Here is a 23,492-nt window from a genome sequence, read left to right as displayed (position 1 = left end):
ATGAGGATTACATCAGATGAGAGCCACTGGACTAAAACTGAGTTATTGCGCCGCCAGAAAGGTGGCGCATCACTAACTTAGTTACGATATAACACTTTAATGATGTGATATCCAAACTGGGTCTTAACCGGTCCATAAGGTTGCAGCAGTTCGCAGCTAAATACCGCTTTATCGAAAGCTGGGACCATATCCCCTTTATTGAACTCGCCCAAATCGCCGCCATTACGTTTTGACGGGCAGTTAGAGAATTTTTTCGCTAACTCTTGGAAATTTGCGCCGTTATTCAATTGCGCCAGAATATCGTTTGCCTGCTTTTCATCATCAACCAAAATGTGCAGTGCAGAAGCTTTGTTTGCCATAGTAACAATCACCACTAAGTTATTTAGACTACATAGTTATTTGAACGAAGGTTATCTTCAATAGGTCTTGAAGCGCGCCAGTGTAGCGTATTTTGGTCGTGATGGGGCCACTGCGGCGAGCGTTTTACAAATCAAAAACAGCAGGTGGTTTTTTTTCGCCGACCGCTTTCTGCTACAATCCTGTTCCCCCGTTAACCCACTGAGCTTCTGAGTGCCATGCGATTAAATCCCAGCCAACAACAAGCCGTCGAATTCGTTACTGGCCCCTGCCTGGTGTTGGCCGGTGCGGGATCGGGCAAAACCAGAGTTATCACTAACAAGATTGCCCATTTGATCCGCCAGTGTGGCTATCAACCGAAACATATTGCGGCGGTGACTTTTACCAATAAAGCGGCGCGTGAAATGAAAGAACGTGTGGCGCAAACATTGGGGCGTAAAGAAGCACGTGGCTTGATGATAGCAACCTTCCATACTCTGGGATTAGAGATTATCAAAAAAGAGTATGTGGCGTTGGGGATGAAATCCAACTTCTCGCTGTTTGATGCACAGGACCAATTGGGGCTATTGAAAGATCTGACCCACAAGTGGTTGGAAGACGATAAAACGTTACTGCAACAATTGATATCCCAGATCTCCAACTGGAAGAATGATCTGCTCTCGCCAGCGGCGGCTGCGGCACTGGCGCGATCCGAGCGTGATAAGCTGTTTGTGCATTGCTACGGCTTATATGACGCCCATTTGAAAGCCTGCAATGTGTTGGATTTCGACGACCTTATCACCCTGCCGACACTGCTGCTGCAAAACAATCTGGACGTGCGCGAACGCTGGCAAAATCGTCTGCGATACCTACTGGTCGATGAATACCAAGATACCAATACCAGCCAATATCAAATGGTTAAATTACTGGTGGGCAACCGGGCGCGTTTTACCGTAGTCGGTGATGATGACCAATCTATCTATTCATGGCGCGGAGCGCGACCACAGAACTTAGTCTTATTGAATGAAGACTTCCCGCAATTGCAGGTGATCAAGCTGGAGCAAAATTACCGCTCCTCGGGCCGTATTCTAAAGGCGGCAAATATTCTGATTGCCAATAACCCCCATGTTTTTGAAAAGAGACTCTTTTCTGAATTGGGTTATGGCGATGAGCTGAAAGTGATCACTGCTAATAATGAAGATCATGAGGCGGAAAGAGTGATCGGTGAGCTTATCGCCCATCACTTTGTCAAAAAGACTCAATACAGTGATTACGCCATTTTGTATCGCGGTAACCATCAGTCGCGGTTGTTCGAAAAGCTACTGATGCAAAACCGTATCCCTTATCGTATTTCGGGAGGCGATTCATTTTTCTCGCGGCCAGAGATCAAAGACCTATTGGCGTATTTGCGGGTATTGACCAATCAGGACGATGACAGTGCATTTTTACGTATCGTGAATACACCCAAGCGTGAGATTGGTTCAACGACCGTGCAAAAACTGGGAGAATGGGCCAATTTACGTAATAAAAGCCTGTTTCGAGCCAGTTTTGATTTGGGATTAGGCGAGCATCTGAAAGGCCGTGGTTTGGAGTCATTGCAGCGTTTCACGCACTGGATGGATAGTATTATTCGGCTGGTAGAACGTGAGCCAGTGGCGGCAGTGCGCGATCTGATTCACGGCATCGATTATGAAAGTTGGTTGTTCGAAACCTCTCCCAGCCCCAAAGCGGCAGAAATGCGGATGAAGAACGTTAATCTCTTATTCAGTTGGATGACTGAAATGCTGGAAGGCTCTGAGCTGAATGAGCCGATGACGCTCACTCAGGTCGTTACACGTTTTACCCTACGCGACATGATGGAGCGGGGGGAAAGTGATGAAGAAGTGGATCAAGTGCAATTAATGACCTTGCATGCCTCCAAAGGGCTGGAGTTCCCTTATGTGTTTTTGGTTGGCATGGAGGAGGGCTTGCTGCCGCATCAAAGCAGTATCGATGAAGATAATGTAGATGAAGAGCGGCGCTTGGCCTACGTGGGTATCACCCGCGCCCAGCGTGAGTTGTTCTTTACCTTGTGCAAAGAGCGGCGGCAGTATGGTGAGCTGATTCGGCCGGAACCCAGTCGCTTTCTGATGGAGTTACCGCAAGACGACTTGAAATGGGAAGATGAGCGCAAAGCCGTTAGCCCGGAAGAGCGGATGCAAAAAGGCCAGAGTCATCTGGCCAATATTCGTGCGCAATTAGCAAATGCGAAGAAACAGTAGTCAAAGCTAAAAATAGCCGCGAAGGCGAAAACAGTAACGGGCAGTGTCTGGGTCTGCCCGTTTTTGCCCCGCTAAGGCGTTACGGGTTTGCCATCGACAGTCACGTTTTTCACGTCGCTGAAGTGCCAAGGGGTATCACCCCGTAACTCAGTAAAGACCACGTTATTAAATTCACTGTCACGTAAATCACTGATAGCGGTTGGGTTTACCTGTTTCAATTGCACATTGTTGACATGTACCAAACGGTGCCAGGCTTGGTTTGCCGTATCGCCTTTGATTTCAATCACAGCGTTTTTGCCGGTTATATTATCTAATGTCACATTGTTTACTGTGAAATCATAGAATTGAGCCGGTATTTTAGCTGGTGGATAGTCGATATTGGCATTACTGTCGGCATAGTCCAGCGTCATCACTACCGCCTGTTTGGCCAAATCGCGCATGGCATTATTACGGAATGTCACGTTACGGGCGCCGCCACCAATGGTGCTGGTGCTCTTGGCACGCAGGCCAATATCGGTCAGATACATCACGTTGTTTTCCGCCAGAATATCCTCAATCCAGGCACCGGTATGGCTACCGGTTACAATGGCACCGTGGCCCATACGGAAATAGTTATTAAACAGCCATGCACCTTTCATCGGCTCTTGCTGCTGTGCTTTTTCTCCAGTACCGGCAGCAAAATTGATGCAGTCGTCGCCAGTATCAAAGAAGTTATTAAACACCATTACATTTTGGCTATTACCAAACTCGATACCATCACCGTTGTTTGCATCATAGGTTTGATGAATTAAACCGTTGGCGACCACGTTGTGGTTTTCCAGATTCATGATGCCGTGGAATGCGGGGTTACGTACGGTAAAACCTGCCAGATAGACGTTCTCTACACCGCGCAATGTCATCAGGCTGGAGCGACGTTGACCATAGGCATTTTTCAAATCCATACCATCAGAAACAGCCTTCTCAACCTGATTTTTAGCCAGAATCCCATCTTCATGCACTTTGCTGTTTTTGCTCGCCACATATTGTGGCAATGGATGACCTAGCTCATCGGTCACTTCAGCCGTTTTTGCCCGTTGCCAGCCATTACCATCAATCACCCCCGGACCGGTAATACGGATGTTGCGGAAAGTCCCTGGTGTGCTTTTATTCGGGTCAATGGCATTGATCAGTGAGGCTGGGCGCTCAATGGTGGAATAGGGATATAAACGGTAGCCCGCTGGATAATCATCAGGGTTCTCTGAGCCTAATAGTGTTGCACCTGCTTGCAGGTTGAGGGTCATATCACTTTTTAGCCACAGTGCGCCACTTTTGAAAGTACCCGCAGGGATTTCAACCCGGCAGCCCGGCTTACAACTATCGATTGCCTGTTGGATCGCCTTGGTATTCAATGTCTTGCCATCATCAACTGCGCCGAAGTCGCGCACGTTGACGATTTGTGGTTTGGCGCTGGTTTTTGCCGTAACAAGATTACTGGCAGCGGATAACGAGCCATCAGCATATTGGGCTTTTACCGTGAACTGATAGCGGGTATCGGGTTTCAGGCCATCAACGGTGAAGTTTTGTAGCACAATCTTATGCTGGAAATTATCTTTATCATTGGCATAAAAGTGATCAATATAGGGCTTGGCGGGAGAGAATTTATTATTGTTATCACTGGCTTTGCCCAGCAGCTTTCCAGCAGAATAAATTTGATAATCGACAATTTTACCGGTGTCTTCTGGTGCTTTCCACACTAATACAATAGTGCTCTCATCATAAGCGAGAGTAGGAACCTGAAGCTGTTGCGGGGCATGGTGGGCACTTGCTTTAGCTGCAATTGCTGTTGGGGTGCTGGCTATCAGACTGGACATCATTACCAACATAGCCAAGCTATGTGGACGTTGAAGCTGTGCTCGCATTGTTACCTCTTTCAAAAAAAAGAAACGTTGTTTTATAAAAATACACACAATGTTTCTTTTTTAAGCTGAGGATGATCACAATCTAATGGTTTTGTAGAGATTTCAGTGTGAAGGATGAGGGGATAGGGCGACCCAGGCCGCCCAACAGCAAAGAATTTAATTAAGTTCTTCTAATGACAGTGGCCATTGGACATAGCTTTGCCAATGGCTTTCCTGTTCCAGCGCTTCTGCTCGATAAGGGTGCTGTTGTAACCAGCCATGAGGTAGCAGCACATAAAGAGCCTCGCCCGTGGCCCGTAGCCTGACAGCTGGTAAGGTATCATCCCGCCGACGGCTGGAGAAAATAATCGACAGACGCAGGATTCGACACAGATGTTGTGCCATATTCACCGGCAATGCATTCTGCTGATTCAACAGGGACAAATCGAGAGTATCACTCTGATTTTGCAACAATGCGGACAGTAATAGCTTTTGCGCGGGGGTAAAGCCGGGTAGGTCTAGATTGCGGATCAGATAAGCAGCATGTTGGGGAGCACGTTTAAAATCGACACTTAGACCAATTTCATGAATCAAACAGGCATTTTGCAATAACTCCCGACATCGATTATCGAGTTGCCACTCTTTTTCTACCTGTAAAAAAAAATTATCGGCTAACTTGCTCACGCGTTTGGCTTGTTCGATATCGAGTAAATAACGGCGCTGCAAATTGCGCACTGTCCGGCTACGAATATCTTGCTCGACCGGTAAATGAAGCATGCCGTAGACTAGCCCTTCGCGCAGCGCGCCGCCAGCCAGTGTCATACTGTCAATTGCCAGTTCCTGAAATATCGCAATCAAGATAGACAAACCACTGGGGAAAACCAGCGCTCGTTCTAGTGTTAAACCGGGAATCTCCAGTTCTTCCAACTTGCCGCACTGAATGGCTCTCTGCTTGAGCTGTTGTAATTTGGCCAGCGTGATCAGTTCATCCATGCCCTGAGCAACCATAATTTCTTGTAGGGCCTGAACCGTACCCGATGCTCCAACACAAATTTGCCAGCCATGGTCACGAAAACGTTTCGCGACCGGTTTGATCATCTCACGTGCAGCCAGTTCCGCACGCTCAAAATTGTCTTTTGCCAGATTGCGATCGCTAAAATAACGTTCCAGCCAGGTGACGCAACCCATTGATAAACTGACGAGAATGTTCGCTTGAGCACCATTGCCGGTGACCAGTTCGGTGCTACCACCGCCGATATCCACTACCAGACGCTGCTCCGGCCCACCGGTGGTATGTGCCACACCGTGATAAATCAGACGAGCTTCTTCTTCGCCACTGATGACCTGAATCGGACAACCAAGAATGTCGATTGCAGTTTGCAGGAACTCTTCAGCATTTGAGGCAAGACGCAGGGTTGCAGTTGCAACCACCCGGATCTGGTCCAAAGGAATGTCCTGCAAACGTTCTGAAAAGAGCTTCAGACATTGCCAGCCGCGTTCCATCGCTTCTTGTGATAAATGGTTTTGACTATCCAGACCCGCAGCCAGACGGACTTTCCGCTTGATTCGGGCCAACGTCTGGATACTGCCTGCCACCTCACGTACTACCAACATATGGAAACTGTTGGAGCCAAGATCGATGGCAGCATAAAGTGAGGTGGAACTTAGCATCATTTATCAGCTCGGTCGCTTACGGTTATTCCGTGGTGCACCACTGCGACGTGGGGCAGAGTTACGGCGTGGGCCATTCCCGGTACGGGTACGGGCCAGACGTTTTGGCGCCGGCAAATCAGTTAATAGCGCATCGCTATTATATTTGCTTACCGGAATGCTATGACCGGTGTAGGTCTCGATAGCCGGTAAGTTTAACGCGTACTCTTCACATGCCAGGCTGATAGAATGACCACTTTCGCCAGCACGACCGGTACGGCCAATGCGGTGAACATAGTCTTCACAGTCGTCAGGCAGGTCATAGTTGAACACATGGGTGACCAGTGGAATGTGCAAGCCACGGGCGGCAACATCGGTAGCAACCAGAATATCCAAATCACCTTTGGTGAAATCTTCCAGAATACGCAGGCGTTTTTTCTGTGCCACATCACCGGTCAGTAAACCAACACGATGACCATCTGCAGCCAGGTGACCCCAGATCTCTTCACAACGATGTTTGGTATTGGCAAAAATAATACAGCGGTCTGGCCACTCTTCTTCAATCAACGTCTGAAGCAGACGCATTTTTTCTTCATTTGAAGGGTAGAACAGCTCTTCCTGAATGCGGTGGCCGGTTTTTTGTAACGGTTCCACTTCAACATATTCAGCGTTATTCATTTGTTCGAATGCCAATTCACGTACCCGGTACGAGAGTGTGGCAGAGAACAACATGTTTAAACGTTTATCAACGGAAGGCATACGGCGGAACAGCCAGCGGATATCTTTAATAAAGCCTAGATCGTACATCCGATCAGCTTCATCCAGGACCACAACCTGAATCGCACCGAGGTTAATATAATTTTGTTTCGCGTAGTCGATTAAACGGCCAGTAGTACCGATCAGAATGTCAACGCCACTTTCCAGCACTTTAAGCTGTTTATCGTAGCCGTCACCACCATAAGCCAAGCCTAATTTCAGGCCAGTCATCTGGGAAAGTGATTCCGCATCGGAGTGAATTTGTACTGCTAATTCACGCGTTGGTGCCATAATCAATGCGCGTGGTTGATTAGTCTGGCGACCCTCTTCAGCCGGGTGAGAAAGCAAATAATGGAAAGTAGACGCTAAGAATGCCAGCGTCTTGCCGGTACCTGTTTGCGCCTGACCCGCTACATCACGCCCAGAGAGGGTGAGTGGCAATGCTAACGCCTGGATCGGCGTACAGTTATGAAACCCTTTGTTTTCAAGAGCTTCTATAACTAGCGGGTGCAGGGCGAAGTCGGAAAACTTCAGTTCGGTCAAGTGTGTTTTGCTCATAGTGTGGTAGAATATCAGCTAACTATTGCTTTACGAAAGCGTATCCGGTGAAATAAAGTCATCCTATTGTTGGTTAATGCTACACCAACGAGGTAGACACAATCCTTTGGAGTAGAACATGAGCGATAAAATTATTCACCTGAGTGACGACAGCTTCGACACTGACGTGCTGAAAGCCAGCGGCCTGGTTCTGGTCGATTTCTGGGCTGAATGGTGTGGTCCGTGCAAGATGATTGCTCCGATTTTGGATGAAATTGCTGAAGAGTACGAAGGCAGACTGACCATCACTAAATTGAATATTGATGACAATCAGGGCACGGCACCGAAATACGGTATCCGTGGTATCCCTACATTGTTGTTATTCCGTGACGGTGAAGTAGTGGCCACCAAAGTGGGTGCCTTGTCTAAAGGCCAGCTTAAAGCCTTCTTGGATGCAAATCTGTAAGCGGTATTAGCCGTCAATACCCAAAGTCGTTGGCGTTGCAGCAAGTGAGCTTCGATGAGCTGACTAAGGTTAGTGATTCGGGCGACAAATCTGCCAGAAGCAGATTTGAGCACTGTTTGCAGCGGGCTCAACGAGGTGAGGTTCATGGATGGGCTGAGTTGTAATAGCGGCTAACACGGCTGTGGCTGCAAGGCTGTAGGGTATGTTTAGCGGCAGTTGTGATTTCTCACACTGACCGCTAGACGCCTGCAAAGAAGCGTGTTAAGTTTACTCTACTGCATATAGAACATTCCTGTGTATCGAGTCCGGGTTTATAGCATCTAGCTTATTCTTTAGTATCTAATTTACTCTTTAGCATCTAATAAATAGTCTGTAGCACCTAAATAGTTTGAATCTAAAGCTTTACTCTATGTCGAAATAATGTGTGTTGAGAATGATTATGAACTCAATCAGTTTTTTGACAGTCTAACGGTTTTACAAATCAGTCTAAGGTACCTTCAATCTTTTGACCGTTGTGTCGCGCAAATCCCGCGTAAGTCATTACTTGCGTAGTTTGCTCAAGGCCGGTGATTGAATGTCCCATTAAACAGGCACGGATGACGCTGCCATACCATTCACGACCATAGTTCGAGACATACCCCGAGTTTAAGAACCCACCATTATGAATCTTACCGAATTAAAGAACACGCCGGTTTCTGATCTGATAACACTTGGCGAAAATATGGGGCTGGAAAACCTGGCCCGGATGCGTAAACAAGATATTATTTTCTCTATTCTTAAGCAGCACGCGAAAAGTGGAGAAGATATCTTCGGTGACGGTGTATTGGAGATATTGCAGGATGGATTTGGTTTCCTCCGCTCTGCAGACAGCTCCTACCTCGCCGGTCCCGACGACATCTATGTATCCCCAAGCCAAATTCGCCGTTTCAACCTTCGCACTGGTGATACCGTTGCCGGTAAGATTCGTCCGCCGAAAGAGGGTGAGCGTTATTTTGCATTGTTAAAAGTTAACGAAGTTAACTACGACAAACCGGAAAACGCCCGTAACAAAATCCTGTTCGAAAACTTAACCCCATTACATGCCAACTCTCGTCTGCGCATGGAACGTGGTAATGGTTCGACGGAAGATTTAACTGCCCGTGTACTTGATTTGGCCTCGCCAATCGGTCGCGGTCAACGTGGTCTGATTGTGGCACCGCCTAAAGCGGGTAAAACTATGCTGTTGCAGAACATCGCTACCAGCATTGCTTACAATCACCCTGATTGCGTCTTGATGGTATTGCTGATTGACGAACGTCCTGAAGAAGTGACTGAGATGCAACGTCTGGTTAAGGGTGAAGTTATTGCTTCCACTTTTGATGAGCCAGCATCCCGTCACGTTCAGGTAGCTGAAATGGTTATCGAGAAAGCGAAACGTCTGGTTGAGCACAAAAAAGACGTTATCATCTTGCTGGACTCCATTACTCGTCTGGCCCGAGCATACAACACCGTGGTTCCTGCTTCAGGTAAAGTGCTGACAGGTGGTGTGGATGCTAACGCCTTGCATCGTCCTAAGCGTTTCTTTGGTGCTGCACGTAATGTTGAAGAGGGCGGTAGCCTGACCATCATTGCCACGGCATTGGTTGATACCGGTTCTAAAATGGATGAAGTTATCTATGAAGAATTTAAAGGTACCGGCAACATGGAACTGCATTTATCGCGCAAAATTGCCGAAAAACGTGTGTTCCCAGCCATCGATTTCAACCGCTCTGGTACACGTAAAGAAGAGCTGCTGACCACCACTGAAGAGCTGCAAAAAATGTGGATCTTGCGCCGTATTCTTCATCCAATGGGTGAAATCGATGCGATGGAGTTCCTCATCAGTAAACTGGCAACAGCGAAAACTAACGATCAGTTCTTCGATAATATGAGACGTTCGTAAGTCGAGTAAAATCAGTCAAAACGCCACGCACAGTCGTGGCGTTTTTTGCTTTTGGAATATACGATAGTTGGGCTTGTTATCCATTAAGTGATAGGCATTCCATAATTTATGGCTATTTTGGTAGTTATTCTCATTACCAATGAGAAAATAGCAAAAAATAGAGTTGGGAATAACAAGCAAGGCTGTCATCATATTCGGAAATAACTGAAAGCGTGGGGAAGGCATGGTATGCGCCAAGCCGCATGCTAAGCTGTCGTATCATTTTTGCAGAGAGCGGTTAAACGTGAACTTACTCACTATGAGTACTGAAATATTTATTATATTCCTGTTTTCTCTGGCATTTTTATTTGTTGCTCGCAAAGTTGCCAAGAAAATCGGACTCGTTGATAAACCTAATTATCGCAAACGTCACCAAGGGTTGATTCCATTAGTGGGCGGAATATCCGTGTTTGCGGGTATTTGTTTTACCTTTCTGATAACCAATCAGCAGATCCCTCATTTCCGACTCTATCTCGGTTGCGCCGGTTTATTGGTGTTCATTGGTGCTTTAGATGATCGCTTTGATATCAGTGTAAAAATCCGTGCCTTTGTTCAGGCATTGGTGGGTATCGCCATGATGGCAGTCGCGGGGCTCTATTTGCGGAGCCTGGGACATGCTTTTGGTCCGTGGGAGATGTCATTAGGGCCATTTGGCTATGTCGTCACACTGTTCGCGGTGTGGGCGGCGATAAATGCTTTCAATATGGTGGATGGTATTGATGGTTTACTGGGGGGGCTGTCTTGTGTCTCTTTCGGTGCCATGGGTATTCTATTGTATCAAAGCGGGCAGATGGCATTGGCATTATGGTGCTTTGCCATGATAGCCGCTATCTTGCCTTATATTCTGTTAAACCTTGGGTTATTAGGGCGTCGCTATAAAGTCTTTATGGGTGATGCGGGCAGTACGCTAATTGGCTTCACCGCTATTTGGATGTTGCTGCAAACCACACAAGGGAATTCCCATCCGATTAACCCGGTGACTGCATTATGGATTATTGCAATTCCATTGATGGATATGATTGCCATCATGTACCGGCGTTTACGTAAAGGAATGAGTCCTTTCTCACCAGACCGTCAACATATCCATCACTTGATTATGCGTGCTGGTTTTACCTCACGGCAGGCATTTGTCTTAATTACACTGGCGGCAGCGTTGTTAGCGGCGATTGGTGTTATTGGCGAAAGGCTGACATTTGTCCCTGAATGGGTGATGTTGGCATTATTCTTGCTTGCATTTCTGTTGTATGGCTACTGCATTAAACGAGCATGGCGTGTGGCACGTTTTATCAAACGGATGAAGCGTCGGATGCGTCGTGCATCGCAAAATAAGCATGAATCTTAACCTGAGGCTTTTAGGCAGTGATGAAACCAGAATCTATGTCGACTGATAAAACAGGGTCTACCAATAATGAGCCTACTGTGGATAACGAATTAGATATCCGCAGCCTGTTCCGTACTCTTTGGCGCGGTAAGGTGTGGATTATCGGTATGGCAATTCTTTTTGCTGCGATCGCGCTGGGTGTTTCCTATCTGGTGAAACAACAGTGGAGTGCGACAGCCATTACTGACCGGCCAACAGTCAATAATTTGGGTGGTTTTTATTCTCAGCAGCAGTTTTTACGTAATCTGGATACTCGCATTAATAGCGGAGTTGCCAGTGAACAACCCGGTATCTCTGACGAAGCTTATGGTGAGTTTATTACCCAACTTGCGGCTTACGATACCCGTCGTGATTTCTGGCTGCAAAGTGATTACTACAAACAGCGTCTGGAAGGTGATGCCAAGGCTGATGCCGCATTACTGGATGAGCTGATAAACAATATTGTTTTCACCCCACGCGATGACAAAAAAATGCTGAATGACAGCATTAAATTGACGGCAGAAACGGCCAGTGATTCCAATAAATTACTTCGTGGTTATATTGATTTTGCCAGTCAGCGTGCTGCCAGCCATTTGAACGATGAGATTCAAGGGGCATGGGCGGCTCGTACTCAATCGATGAAAGCACAAGTTAAACGGCAAGAAGCGGTCGCTCAAGCGGTGTTTGATCGTGAAGTGACGGCAGTTAAGCAAGCATTGAAAGTCGCAGGTCAGCAAGGAATTAACCGAAACCAAACGGATACTCCGGCAGAGCAGTTACCAGATTCCAAGATGTTTATGCTGGGTAAACCGATGCTTGAAGCCCGTTTGGAAACATTACAGGCTACCGGACCAAGTTTTGATATTGATTACGATCAGAACCGTGCCATGCTGGCAACATTGAACGTCGGTCCAACGTTGGATAAGACGTTCCAGACATATCGCTACTTACGTACACCGGAAGATCCAGTTACCCGTGATAGTCCGCGCCGTATTTTCCTGCTGATTATGTGGGGTGCGATTGGCGCACTAGTTGGGGCTGGCGTGGTGTTGGTTCGTCGTACCAGTATACCAGCGTAATTCATTGGCGTTGCCGTCGGGTAAAGCGGCCATGTAGCAGTGCCAGGTAAAAAGAGTATAAATCGTTAATGGGCGCATTGTGCGCCCAACTTGCAGGCGTTGTCTGCGGCTAACTGACCTTAAAGAGATTCACTGTGAAAGTGTTGACTGTTTTTGGCACCCGGCCTGAAGCCATTAAGATGGCTCCTCTGGTGCATGCCTTGGCTCAGGATGAAGCCTTTGAATCGAGAGTCTGCGTGACGGCCCAGCATCGCGAGATGCTGGATCAAGTGTTACGCTTATTTGAGATTCAACCGGACTATGATTTAAATATCATGAAACCGGGACAGGGATTGACGGAAATAACCTGCCGTATTTTGGAAGGGTTAAAGCCTGTTCTGGCAGAATTTAAGCCAGACGTTATTTTAGTTCATGGCGATACGACCACGACACTATCAACCAGCCTGGCGGCATTTTATCACCGTATTCCTGTCGGCCACGTCGAGGCGGGATTGCGCACAGGGAATCTCTATTCTCCGTGGCCGGAAGAGGCCAACCGTCAACTGACGGGGCATCTTGCTATGTACCATTTCGCACCGACCGAGAATTCCCGCCAAAACCTGCTCCGTGAGATGGTGCCGGAGAACCGCATTTTTGTCACCGGCAATACGGTGATCGATGCGCTGTTCTGGGTGCGGGATCGGGTGATGAATAACCCGGAGTTACGCTCCAGCCTGGCGCAACGCTACCCGTTCCTTGATATCAGTAAGAAGATGATTTTGGTCACGGGTCACCGTCGTGAGAGCTTTGGTGGTGGTTTTGAGCGGATTTGCAGTGCGTTAGCTGAAATTGCCCTTAAGCACCCCGAGGTGCAGGTGGTTTATCCGGTGCATCTCAACCCGAATGTCAGTGAGCCGGTCAATCGCATCTTGAAGGGTATTGATAATATCATTCTGATTGACCCGCAAGATTACTTGCCATTCGTGTATCTGATGAACCACGCTTACCTGATCCTGACCGATTCTGGCGGTATTCAGGAAGAAGCGCCTTCATTAGGTAAGCCGGTGTTGGTGATGCGTGATACCACCGAACGCCCGGAAGCAGTCGATTCCGGTACGGTTCTGTTGGTTGGCACTAATATTAATAAAATTGTCGATGCAGTGACCCGCTTGCTCACTGATGAAACTGCCTATCATCAAATGACACGGGCGCATAATCCTTACGGTGACGGGCATGCCTGTCAACGCATCCTTGAAGCTTTAAAGAATCATCAGGTGACGTTATGAGTTTTGAAACTATTTCTGTTATCGGTCTTGGGTACATTGGTCTGCCAACTGCTGCTGCTTTCGCGTCGCGCAAGAAGAAAGTGATTGGGGTTGATGTCAACGCCCATGCTGTTGAAACCATTAATCGCGGTGCTATCCATATCGTGGAGCCGGATTTAGACAAAGTGGTGAAGATTGCTGTTGAAGGCGGTTACCTGCAAGCGGTGACCAAACCGCTGGCAGCTGATGCGTTTCTTATTGCCGTACCGACACCGTTTAAAGGCGATCACGAACCGGATATGGTTTATGTTGAATCAGCTGCTAAATCTATCGCCCCAGTATTGAAAAAAGGTGATCTGGTCATTCTGGAATCCACCTCTCCAGTTGGTGCGACTGAACAAATGGCCCAATGGCTGGCTGAAGTGCGCCCGGATCTGAGCTTCCCACAGCAAGCCGGTGAAGATGCTGATATCAACATCGCCTACTGCCCTGAACGTGTGTTACCCGGCCAGGTCATGGTTGAACTGATTCAGAATGACCGTGTTATCGGTGGTATGACGCCGAAATGTTCTGCCCGCGCCAGTGAGTTGTATAAAATCTTCCTCGAAGGCGAATGTGTGGTGACTAACTCCCGCACTGCTGAGATGTGTAAGCTGACAGAAAACAGCTTCCGCGATGTTAACATTGCTTTTGCCAATGAATTGTCACTGATTTGTGATGAGCAGGGCATCAATGTGTGGGAGCTGATTCGCTTGGCGAACCGTCATCCACGCGTAAATATTTTGCAGCCAGGCCCAGGTGTGGGTGGCCACTGTATCGCAGTTGATCCGTGGTTTATCGTTTCACAAAATCCACAATTAGCTCGTTTGATCCATACAGCACGTTTGGTGAATGACGGCAAACCATTGTGGGTCGTGGATCGGGTTAAAACCGCTGTTGCTGATTGTTTGGCAGCCACCAATAAACGTGCTTCTGAAGTGAAAATTGCCTGCTTTGGCTTGGCATTTAAACCCAATATTGATGACCTGCGTGAAAGCCCGGCAGTCGAAATTGCCCATTTGATCGCCGAATGGCATATCGGCGAAACATTGGTAGTTGAACCTAATGTTGAGCAACTGCCAAAATCACTGGCAGGTCACGTGACACTGAAAGACACCGCGACTGCGTTGCAGCAAGCGGATGTGCTGGTGATGTTGGTCGATCACCGCCAATTCAAAGCAATTAAACCTGAAGATGTGAAGCAATCGTGGATTGTTGACACCAAAGGAGTATGGCGTTGAGACGCATTCTAGTCACAGGCGGGGCCGGTTTTATCGGCTCTGCGGTGGTAAGACATATTATCGATGATACTTCAGACAGCGTAGTGGTGGTAGATAAGCTCACCTACGCCGGAAATCTGGAGTCATTGGCTGTTGTCGCCCAGAGCGAACGTTATGCGTTTGAACAGGTAGATATCTGCGATCGCGCCGAATTGGATCGGGTTTTTGCGCACTATCAGCCGGATGTGGTGATGCATCTGGCGGCAGAAAGTCATGTGGACCGCTCGATTGATGGCCCAGCGGCTTTTATCGAAACTAATGTGGTGGGCACTTACACTATGTTAGAAGCGGCGCGCCATTATTGGCAGCAACTGCACGCTGAGGCGAAATTAACATTTCGCTTCCACCATATCTCAACTGATGAGGTGTATGGGGATCTGCATGGTACGGATGATCTGTTTACCGAAACCACACCTTATGCGCCAAGCAGCCCCTATTCAGCGTCTAAGGCGTCCAGTGACCATTTAGTTCGTGCTTGGTTGCGGACTTATGGCCTACCGACGCTGGTAACTAATTGCTCAAATAACTATGGTCCCTATCATTTCCCTGAGAAGTTGATACCGCTGGTTATTCTGAATGCGCTGGCGGGTAAACCGTTACCGGTGTATGGCAATGGCGCACAGGTACGCGACTGGTTGTATGTCGAAGACCACGCGCGGGCCTTGTATCAGGTGGTTACCGAAGGTGTGGTGGGCGAAACATACAATATTGGCGGCCATAATGAGCGCAAAAATATTGAGGTGGTTGAGACCATTTGTACACTTCTGGATGAACTTATCCCCACCAAACCGGCCGGAATTGTGCATTACCGTGACCTGATTACTTATGTCAAAGACCGTCCAGGCCACGATATGCGCTATGCCATCGATGCCGGCAAAATTGAGCGGGAATTAGGCTGGCGGCCACAGGAAACCTTCGAAAGTGGCATCCGCAAAACCGTATTGTGGTATTTGAATAATGAATCGTGGTGGCGGCGGGTACAGGATGGTTCTTACGCCGGTGAGCGTTTGGGCTTAAGCGACTGACGATAGGTTCGTAGTCTATTAATCACTGGGATGACGTCATCCAGTAGTTTGCATGATGTTTTGCCTGTGTATAACGTCTGCCTGATGGTTTCAGGAGATTGTATGTTTCAGGAGATCGTATGAAAGGCATAATTCTGGCTGGTGGTTCTGGTACCCGTTTGCACCCCATCACCCGTGGCGTTTCTAAGCAACTGCTTCCCGTCTATGATAAACCGATGATTTACTATCCGCTGTCAGTGCTGATGCTGGCAGGGATCCGTGACGTCTTGATTATTTCCACCCCAGAAGATTTGCCGTCGTTTCAGCGCTTGCTGGGTAATGGTGATGAGTTTGGTATTCATCTGAGTTATGCCGCACAACCGAGTCCCGACGGATTGGCACAGGCATTTATTATCGGGGAAGAATTTATCGGCAATGAACCTTGCTGCTTGGTTCTTGGCGATAATATCTTCTTTGGTCAAGGTTTTAGCCCGAAACTGAAACATGTGGCGGAAAGGACCAAAGGGGCAACCGTTTTCGGTTATCAGGTGATGGATCCCGAGCGTTTTGGTGTGGTGGAGTTTGATGACAATTTCCGCGCGTTGTCTATCGAAGAGAAACCAAGTCAGCCTAAATCCAAATGGGCGGTGACCGGGCTTTATTTTTATGATAATCAAGTTGTTGATTTTGCTAAAAAAGTCAAGCCATCGTCGCGTGGTGAACTGGAAATTACCAGTATCAACCAGATGTATCTGGAACGTGATGAATTAACCGTTGAGCTCTTAGGCCGTGGTTTTGCCTGGCTGGACACAGGGACGCATGACAGCCTGATTGAGGCCAGTACCTTTGTGCAAACCGTTGAAAAACGGCAAGGTTTCAAAATTGCCTGTCTGGAAGAGATCTCCTGGCGTAATGGCTGGTTGGATGATGACGGTGTCAGGCGTGCGGCGACTGCACTAGCCAAAACCGGTTACGGCAAATATCTATTGGATCTGTTACATGCCCGTCCACGCCAGTATTGAGCCCTTGGACTGGGAAAGTGAATTTTTCCAGCGCCACAGTGCAAAACTGATTTTCTCCGACTCAGCCCCGCAGCTTAATCCGGCTGAGTTGGACGCTTTTACGCTTACCCAAGCTAAAGTACCTACCCATCGCCTTGATCTCATTGATTCTCTTGGTCAACTCGATTTCCATCTGGTTGAAGGAGAAGTCGATCTCTCGTTAGCCATTGATGTAAAAAATGTAATTGGCACGGAAAATGCTTCATCTGAGGCCGATGTCACTGTATCCAGACACCGAGTTGCAACGGCGGCGGATATCCCGCAATTGCGCAGCGTCGCCACCAATGCTTTTGCATTAAGTCGTTTCCGTGCGCCGTGGTATGACCCGCAGGACAGTGGCCGATTTTATGCATTGTGGGCAGAAAAAGCCGTATTGGGTACGTTCGACCATCAATGTTTATTGGTGACTGATACGTTGGGCCAGCCAGCGGGGTTTGTGACGCTACGAGACTTGCAAGATGGCAGTGCGCGTATTGGCTTGTTGGCGGTATTCCCCGAGGCACAGGGTAAAGGTGTTGGTTCATCGTTAATGTCGGCGGCAAAGCAGTGGTGCCAGAGTCATGGGTTACAGCGATTACGGGTAGCCACACAGATGAGCAATATTGCTGCTTTACGTCTTTATATTCGCAGTGGTGCTGCTATTGAGAGCACCGCGTATTGGTTATGCAGGGGATGAGATGATTCCATTTAACGCTCCACCGGTAGTAGGCACCGAACTTGGTTATATGCAGGCCGCGATGGCTAGCGGTAAATTATGCGGTGATGGTGGGTTTACCCGTCGCTGTCAGCAGTGGATGGAGCAGCGTTTCGGTTGTCCGAAAGTTTTACTGACGCCTTCTTGCACCGCCTCACTGGAAATGGCTGCGTTGTTACTGGATATCAAACCCGGCGACGAAGTGATCATGCCGAGTTTCACCTTTGTTTCCACCGCGAATGCCTTTGTGCTGCGTGGGGCAAAAATGGTGTTTGTCGATATCCGCCCAGATACCATGAATATCGATGAAACCAAGATTGAAGCGGCGATTACTGATAAAACCAAGGTTATCGTGCCAGTCCATTATGCAGGTGTTGCCTGTGAGATGGATACCATTATGGCGTTGGCGAAAAAGCATGATCTGTTTGTGGTAGAAGATGCCGCTCAGGGTGTGATGTCCACCTACAAAGGCAAAGCGTTAGGGACTATTGGCCATATCGGCTGCTTTAGTTTCCATGAAACCAAGAATTACACGGCTGGCGGTGAAGGTGGCGCGACGCTCATTAATGACCCGTTACTGATAGATCGCGCTGAAATCATTCGCGAAAAAGGTACCAACCGTAGCCAGTTCTTCCGTGGGCAGGTCGATAAATATACCTGGCGTGATATCGGCTCTAGCTATCTGATGTCTGACTTACAGGCCGCTTATCTGTGGGGCCAGTTGGAAGCCGCAGAACAAATTAACCAACGCCGTTTGGCGCTGTGGCAAGCCTATTATGATGCTTTCAAACCGTTGGCTGATGCTGGGCGCATTGATTTGCCAGTGATCCCCGGTGATGTGGTGCAAAATGCGCATATGTTTTATATCAAACTACGCGATATTGACGATCGTTCTAATTTTATCAGCTACTTAAAAGAAGCTGAGATTATGGCGGTATTCCATTATATTCCGTTGCATGGTTGCCCGGCAGGTGAGGCATTTGGCCGTATGGCGGGTGAAGACCGCTTTACCACCAAGGAGAGTGAGCGTCTGGTTCGCTTGCCTATCTTCTTTAACCTGACTGATGTGAATCAGAAAACGGTCATTAATACTGTTCTGAGTTTCTTCGCCTGATATGTCTCTGGCAAAAGCATCGATTTGGACTGCTGGCTCTACGCTGATTAAAATCGGCGTAGGGTTGTTAGTGGTTAAGCTGCTGGCGGTGACCTTTGGTCCCAGCGGCGTTGGGCAGGCAGGTAATTTTCGCCAGCTAATTACGGTATTAGGCGTGCTTTCCGGCGCGGGTATCTTTAACGGTATTACTAAGTATGTTGCTGAATATCATCAACAACCTGAACGTTTACGTGCGGTACTGGGTACCTCTTCAGCGATAGTGTTGGGGTTCTCCACTCTGCTGGCGTTAATTTTTTTGCTGGCAGCTAAACCTGTTAGTTTTGCGTTATTCGGCCATGGGGATTACCAGAATGTGGTGCGCGCAGTGGCGCTTATCCAGATGGGTATTGCCTACGCCAACCTGTTTTTGGCGATCCTCAAAGGCTATCGCGACGCCATGGGTAATGCGCTGGCGGTGATAGGCGGCAGTCTGATTGGTGTCGTGGCGTATTATCTTTGCTTTCGTATCGGCGGTTATCCCGGCGCATTAGTGGGGTTGGCATTAGTCCCCGCGCTGGTGGTGATACCTGCGGCAGCCATGCTGATTCGCCGCAAGACTATCCCCCTAAGTTATCTTAAACTTAGCTGGGATAAGGCATTAGCCAGCCATTTAGGTAAGTTTACTATCATGGCACTGATTACCTCAGTGACCTTGCCAGTCGCCTATGTGATGATGCGTAACTTGCTGGCAGATAGGTATGGTTGGGATGCCGTCGGGATCTGGCAGGGGGTAAGCAGTATTTCAGATGCTTATCTACAATTTATTACGGCGTCATTTACGGTCTATTTGCTACCCACACTCTCAAGGCTCAAAGCTAAAGCGGATATCTCTCGTGAAATCCTGCGCTCACTGAAATTTGTCTTACCGGCAGTGGCGACCGCCAGTTTGATGGTGTGGCTGTTACGTGATTTTGCTATCTGGCTGCTGTTTTCGCACCAGTTTACCGCCATGCGTGACCTGTTTGCCTGGCAGTTGGTGGGTGATGTGTTGAAAGTCGGGTCGTATGTGTTTGGCTATCTGGTTATTGCCAAAGCCTCTTTGCGCTTTTACATTCTGACGGAAGTGAGCCAGTTCTTACTGTTGACCGGGTTTGCCCATTGGTTAATTCCAATGAATGGCTCTTTAGGTGCAGCACAGGCCTATATGGCAACTTATATCGTCTATTTTGCGCTCTGTAGCTGCGTATTCATTATGTATCGTAGACATTCATCACCGTAGACACTCTTTACAGTAGAAAAAAATGACAACCCTGATTCATGTACTGGGATCTGATATCCCGCACCATAATCTGACTGTGCTGCGCTTCTTTAATGACGTGCTGACAACGCGTGTGCCGATAGAACAGGTGCGGCATTTTATGGTCGCGGCAAAAGAGACAGCACCTTTTTCGTCATTCCCTCAGTTGGATATCGAAACGCACAGCAGCAAGAAAGCTTTGGCTGAGGCGGTTATCGCCCGTGCACAAGCTGATCGCAGCACGCGCTTCTTCTGGCATGGTCAGTTTAATGCCACCCTGTGGCTGGCCCTACTGAGTGGCAAAATCAAGCCACGCCAGGTTTACTGGCATATCTGGGGTGCTGATTTATATGAAGATGCCAAAAGCTGGAAGTTTCGCCTGTTTTACCTATTGCGGCGTATTGCTCAAGGGCGGGTTGGTCATGTTTTTGCGACCCGTGGCGATTTAATCCATTTTCAGCAGCGTCATCCGCGGGTGCCCGCATCGTTGCTCTATTTCCCAACCCGTATGGATCCGGCATTGACGGGGGTCAACATCGAAAAGTCGTTAGCTGGCCCGATGACTATTCTGGTGGGGAACTCTGGTGATACCACCAATCGTCATATCGAGGCGTTGCAGGCCATTCATCAGCAATTTGGCCCTGATGCCCGGGTTATTCTGCCGATGGGGTATCCGGCTAATAATGAGCTGTATATCGAGCAGGTCAGGCAGGCTGGGCTGGCGCTGTTTGCCGCAGAAAATCTGCGTCTCCTGACAGAACAGATCCCGTTCGATGATTATCTGAATATCCTGCGTGAATGCGATTTGGGCTATTTTATTTTTAATCGGCAGCAAGGTATCGGCACCTTATGTTTATTAACGCAATTTGGTGTGCCTTTTGTCTTGAGTCGCAAAAACCCTTTCTGGCAAGACTTGGCTGAGCAGCATATTCCGGTACTTTTCTATGGTGACTCATTGGATGAGCCGTTGATCCGTGAGGCACAGCGCCAATTAGCCGGGCTGGATAAGCAATCTATCGCTTTCTTTAATCCAAATTATATCGAAGGTTGGCAGCAGGCGCTGGCGTTGGCCGCAGGAGAACACCCATGACGCTGGGGCAATTTGGTGGTCTTTTCTGTGTCTATCTGATGGCAGTTATTTTTATCCTGACATTAACCTATCAGGAGTTTCGGCGGGTTCGTTTTAACTTCAATGTGCTGTTTTCAATGCTTTACCTGCTGACTTTCTATTTTGGCTTCCCATTGACTTGTATGCTGGTGTTTCAGTTCGGGGTTGCGGTGGTGCCGGTTGAGTACTTATTGTATGCAATGCTGTCGGCCACGGCCTTTTATGGCATTTATTATGTGAGTTACAAAACACGCCTGACTAAGCCGCGCCGCCAGCCACGGGCGCCGGTATTCACCATGAATCGGGTGGAAACTAATCTGACCTGGATACTGTTGGCACTGGTGGCTATTGGCACTGTCGGCATCTTCTTTATGCAAAATGGTTTCCTGTTGTTTAAGCTCGATTCCTACAGCAAAATCTTCTCCAGTGATGTTTCGGGTGTGGCACTGAAGCGCTTTTTCTACTTCTTTATCCCGGCGATGTTGGTGGTCTATTTCTTGAAACAAGATATGCGCGCCTGGTTTTTCTTCCTGGCAAGCACGGTGGCGTTTGGCATCCTGACCTATGTTATCGTCGGCGGTACCCGCGCTAATATCATTATCGCGTTCTCATTATTCCTGTTTATCGGTATTGTTCGCGGTTGGATAACGTTGTGGATGTTGGCTGCGGCAGGTGTCTTTGGGATTGTTGGTATGTTCTGGCTGGCCCTGAAACGCTATGGTTTGGATGTGAACGGCGCAGAGGCATTTTACACTTTCCTCTACCTGACACGGGATACCTTCTCGCCGTGGGAAAACCTAGGGCTGCTGCTACAAAACTACGACAAAATAGATTTCCAAGGGCTGGCGCCGATTATTCGTGATTTTTATGTCTTTATTCCCAGTTCGCTTTGGCCGGAGCGTCCAGACTTGGTACTTAATACCGCCAATTACTTTACTTGGGATGTGCTGGATAATCACTCCGGGCTGGCTATCTCTCCAACCCTGATCGGTTCTTTGGTGGTCATGGGCGGGGTGCTGTTTATTCCACTGGGTGCCATTGTCGTAGGATTAATCATTAAATGGTTCGATTGGCTCTACGAACAAGGCAAAGCAGAAAACAACCGTTATAAAGCGGCAATTCTGCAAAGTTTCTGTTTTGGTGCGGTATTTAACATCATTGTATTGGCACGGGAAGGATTAGATTCGTTTGTGTCACGCGTGGTGTTTTTCTGCGTGATTTTTGGTGCCTGTCTGGTACTGGCAAAATTGTTGTATTGGTTGTTCGATACCGCGGGTTTGATAACGCAACAGTTACAGCGTCGGGTTAACAAGCCGAAGCGTTCATCCACTCCTGAAACGGGCCGCCAACTGTAAGGATCGTAATGGAACCGAATACTGTTATTCCAAAATATAATGTCCGTGGTTTCGAGATTTGGGGCTTTCGTGATATGGCTCAAACGCTGGATCATTTGCTAAGCAGTGGCCCGGTGAAGACCGGAACGCTGGTGGCAATGAACGCAGAGAAACTGCTCAAAGCTGAGGATGATGCGGCGTTGCGTGAGTTGATCACCGAGGCTGAATATCTGTATGCCGACGGTATCAGTATGGTGCGTGCGATTCGTCGTAAATACCCACAGGCGAAGCTGTCACGGGTAGCGGGTGCAGATTTGTGGGAAGCACTCATGCAGCGTGCCGGGCAGCAAGGGACGCCGGTCTTTTTGGTGGGCGGTAAACCTGACGTGTTGGCAGAAACTGAGGCTAAATTACGCGCGCAATGGAATGTGAATCTGGTGGGTAGCCAGGATGGCTATTTTACACCAGAGCAGCGCGAAGCCCTGTTTGCGAGAATAGCGGCTAGTGGCGCGGCGATAGTGACTGTCGCCATGGGATCGCCTAAACAGGAAATGTTTATGCGTGACTGCCGTAAGTTCTATCCCGATGCACTGTATATGGGCGTTGGTGGCACCTATGACGTCTTTACCGGTCATGTCAAACGTGCACCTAAGATATGGCAGAACATGGGGCTGGAGTGGCTTTATCGCCTGCTGGCGCAACCAAGTCGTATCCGGCGTCAGTTCAAGTTGCTTAAGTTTGTTGGTTATTATTACAGCGGCCGTCTGTAATATTGTCTTTTGGGCAGGGTTTCACCAACCCTGCTGTTATAAAACCTCTCGCATTTATTCCTTCTACCAATATCATCACGCCTTAATTCCATTTTGGAATCGATTATTTAATTTTTATTCCATAAAGTTTTAGTTTCCTGTTTGCTAATCTGACCCAGATACGGAAGGATACCGGCCGGTTAGGGTTATGTGCTCATAATCGCCTTTTATTGTGGGTGGTTTCCCTATTCGTTAACTTGCATAAATTAAAGTAGTCATCATTAGGCTGAACACGTTGGTGCAGTCG

General features: G+C 48.2%; 19 protein-coding genes. 15 read left to right on the top strand and 4 right to left on the bottom strand.

The window, feature by feature from the left end; all coding sequences use genetic code 11:
• Positions 1–77: 77 nt before the first annotated feature.
• Positions 78–359 (bottom strand): peptidylprolyl isomerase PpiC, encoded by a 282-nt coding sequence (gene ppiC, locus V1952_RS09810; RefSeq protein ID WP_004704164.1) that lies wholly within the window; start codon positions 357–359, stop codon positions 78–80.
• Positions 360–575: 216 nt separating this feature from the next.
• Here ppiC and rep point away from each other — a divergent pair, with 216 nt between their 5' ends.
• Entirely contained in the window at positions 576–2,597 is a 2,022-nt protein-coding gene (gene rep / locus V1952_RS09805) for a DNA helicase Rep (RefSeq protein WP_372560088.1), read from the top strand.
• A 71-nt stretch (positions 2,598–2,668) separates the two neighbouring features.
• Here rep and V1952_RS09800 read toward each other — a convergent pair whose 3' ends face one another.
• The 3 genes from V1952_RS09800 to rhlB form a co-directional block, all read right to left on the bottom strand.
• Positions 2,669–4,495 (bottom strand): glycosyl hydrolase family 28 protein, encoded by a 1,827-nt coding sequence (locus tag V1952_RS09800; protein ID WP_420074678.1) that lies wholly within the window; start codon positions 4,493–4,495, stop codon positions 2,669–2,671.
• 156 nt (positions 4,496–4,651) lie between these two features.
• Positions 4,652–6,145, bottom strand: a complete 1,494-nt coding sequence (gene ppx, locus V1952_RS09795) for an exopolyphosphatase (protein WP_372560668.1) — start codon at positions 6,143–6,145, stop codon at positions 4,652–4,654.
• A gap of 6 nt (positions 6,146–6,151) precedes the next feature.
• Positions 6,152–7,438, bottom strand: coding sequence for an ATP-dependent RNA helicase RhlB (rhlB, locus tag V1952_RS09790; protein ID WP_005190253.1), 1,287 nt, complete (start codon positions 7,436–7,438; stop codon positions 6,152–6,154).
• Between the two features lie 118 nt (positions 7,439–7,556).
• Between rhlB and trxA the strand changes: the two genes are divergently transcribed.
• From trxA to wecG, 14 genes are all read left to right on the top strand, one after another.
• Positions 7,557–7,883 (top strand): thioredoxin TrxA, encoded by a 327-nt coding sequence (trxA, locus tag V1952_RS09785; protein WP_004714235.1) that lies wholly within the window; start codon positions 7,557–7,559, stop codon positions 7,881–7,883.
• 661 nt (positions 7,884–8,544) lie between these two features.
• Complete coding sequence (gene rho, locus V1952_RS09780; protein WP_004704159.1) at positions 8,545–9,804, top strand: transcription termination factor Rho; 1,260 nt, start codon at positions 8,545–8,547, stop codon at positions 9,802–9,804.
• 283 nt (positions 9,805–10,087) lie between these two features.
• On the top strand, positions 10,088–11,185 hold the full coding sequence (wecA, locus tag V1952_RS09775; RefSeq protein WP_420074677.1) for a UDP-N-acetylglucosamine--undecaprenyl-phosphate N-acetylglucosaminephosphotransferase: 1,098 nt from the start codon (positions 10,088–10,090) through the stop codon (positions 11,183–11,185).
• A 20-nt stretch (positions 11,186–11,205) separates the two neighbouring features.
• Complete coding sequence (wzzE, locus tag V1952_RS09770) at positions 11,206–12,282, top strand: ECA polysaccharide chain length modulation protein (RefSeq protein ID WP_372560085.1); 1,077 nt, start codon at positions 11,206–11,208, stop codon at positions 12,280–12,282.
• A 134-nt stretch (positions 12,283–12,416) separates the two neighbouring features.
• The gene (wecB, locus tag V1952_RS09765; protein WP_372560084.1) at positions 12,417–13,547 is read left to right on the top strand and encodes a non-hydrolyzing UDP-N-acetylglucosamine 2-epimerase; all 1,131 of its coding nucleotides are present in this window, start codon (positions 12,417–12,419) and stop codon (positions 13,545–13,547) included.
• Positions 13,544–14,806 carry a UDP-N-acetyl-D-mannosamine dehydrogenase gene (gene wecC, locus V1952_RS09760; protein WP_372560083.1) on the top strand — a complete coding sequence of 421 codons (1,263 nt, stop codon included), beginning with the start codon at positions 13,544–13,546 and terminating at the stop codon, positions 14,804–14,806. Before wecB ends, wecC begins: the two co-directional genes overlap by 4 nt.
• Positions 14,797–15,870, top strand: a complete 1,074-nt coding sequence (rffG, locus tag V1952_RS09755) for a dTDP-glucose 4,6-dehydratase (protein WP_420074676.1) — start codon at positions 14,797–14,799, stop codon at positions 15,868–15,870. The genes wecC and rffG overlap by 10 nt, the downstream gene beginning before the upstream one ends.
• Positions 15,871–15,989: 119 nt before the next feature.
• Positions 15,990–16,871 (top strand): glucose-1-phosphate thymidylyltransferase RfbA, encoded by an 882-nt coding sequence (gene rfbA, locus V1952_RS09750; RefSeq protein WP_420073276.1) that lies wholly within the window; start codon positions 15,990–15,992, stop codon positions 16,869–16,871.
• Complete coding sequence (gene rffC, locus V1952_RS09745; protein ID WP_420074675.1) at positions 16,849–17,586, top strand: dTDP-4-amino-4,6-dideoxy-D-galactose acyltransferase; 738 nt, start codon at positions 16,849–16,851, stop codon at positions 17,584–17,586. The genes rfbA and rffC overlap by 23 nt, the downstream gene beginning before the upstream one ends.
• 1 nt (position 17,587) lies before the next feature.
• Positions 17,588–18,718 (top strand): dTDP-4-amino-4,6-dideoxygalactose transaminase, encoded by a 1,131-nt coding sequence (gene rffA / locus V1952_RS09740; protein ID WP_372560079.1) that lies wholly within the window; start codon positions 17,588–17,590, stop codon positions 18,716–18,718.
• Position 18,719: 1 nt separating this feature from the next.
• Positions 18,720–19,976 carry a lipid III flippase WzxE gene (gene wzxE / locus V1952_RS09735; protein ID WP_420074674.1) on the top strand — a complete coding sequence of 419 codons (1,257 nt, stop codon included), beginning with the start codon at positions 18,720–18,722 and terminating at the stop codon, positions 19,974–19,976.
• Positions 19,977–19,998: 22 nt separating this feature from the next.
• Positions 19,999–21,084 (top strand): TDP-N-acetylfucosamine:lipid II N-acetylfucosaminyltransferase, encoded by a 1,086-nt coding sequence (locus V1952_RS09730; protein WP_372560077.1) that lies wholly within the window; start codon positions 19,999–20,001, stop codon positions 21,082–21,084.
• Positions 21,081–22,457 carry an ECA oligosaccharide polymerase gene (gene wzyE / locus V1952_RS09725; RefSeq protein ID WP_372560076.1) on the top strand — a complete coding sequence of 459 codons (1,377 nt, stop codon included), beginning with the start codon at positions 21,081–21,083 and terminating at the stop codon, positions 22,455–22,457. The genes V1952_RS09730 and wzyE overlap by 4 nt, the downstream gene beginning before the upstream one ends.
• Positions 22,458–22,465: 8 nt before the next feature.
• Positions 22,466–23,206: a lipopolysaccharide N-acetylmannosaminouronosyltransferase gene (gene wecG / locus V1952_RS09720; RefSeq protein ID WP_083161888.1), complete on the top strand. Its 741-nt coding sequence runs from the start codon at positions 22,466–22,468 to the stop codon at positions 23,204–23,206.
• Positions 23,207–23,492 lie beyond the last annotated feature (286 nt).

Source organism: Yersinia sp. 2542 StPb PI, from assembly GCF_048593855.1.
GTDB lineage: Bacteria > Pseudomonadota > Gammaproteobacteria > Enterobacterales > Enterobacteriaceae > Yersinia > Yersinia enterocolitica_E.
Note: the sequence above shows the minus strand (reverse complement) of the source record. Positions and strands in the feature narration are given on the sequence as shown.